The following is a 544-nucleotide window of genomic DNA, read 5'->3' as shown; positions in this document are numbered from 1 at the left end:
GGGCCGGGCTCGGCTTGTCGTCGCCCTGGTCGCTGCCGCCGCCGTTCATGAGCGCGTACACGGAACCGCCGGCACCGAGCGCGACGACGAGGGCGACACCGACCAGCAACGCCGTGGAACGGCCGTTCCTGCCGGGCGGGTCGGGCGGCGCGGTGACCGGTCCGGCGTAGGAGGAGGGACCGTACGGCGGGGTGGAACCGAGGGCGCCGTAGGGACCGGCCTGGGGGTAGCCGTAGGCGGCCTGCTGCTGGGGGTACCCGTAGGCGGCCTGCTGCTGAGGATGCCCGTACCCGGCCTGCTGTTGGGGGTGCTGCTGCGGGTATCCGTAGGCGGGGTGACCGGGCGGCGGGGTCTGGCCGTGGCCCGGCGGGGGCGTCTGGGCACCGCCCTGCCCCCCGACGACGGTCGGCAGGTGATTCAACGGCGCGCCGCCGCCCGGCTGACCGGGCGGCGCGGGGGCGACGGGCGTCCGCGCACCCGGGTCGGCCCCCGAACCGGCTCCGACTCCGGCGCCGGCGCCCGCGCCGGAACCAACGCCCTGACC

The 544-nt window shown here is 77.8% G+C and carries 1 pseudogene; it reads right to left on the bottom strand.

The features are described 5' to 3' along the window. Positions 1-421 (bottom strand): annotated as a pseudogene (locus tag GRC12_RS44955) (serine/threonine protein kinase); the annotation flags it as partial. Positions 422-544 lie beyond the last annotated feature (123 nt).

The sequence above is a fragment of the Streptomyces griseorubiginosus genome (assembly GCF_017614965.1).
GTDB lineage: Bacteria > Actinomycetota > Actinomycetes > Streptomycetales > Streptomycetaceae > Streptomyces > Streptomyces griseorubiginosus_B.
This window is presented reverse-complemented; position numbering and strand designations above follow the sequence as displayed.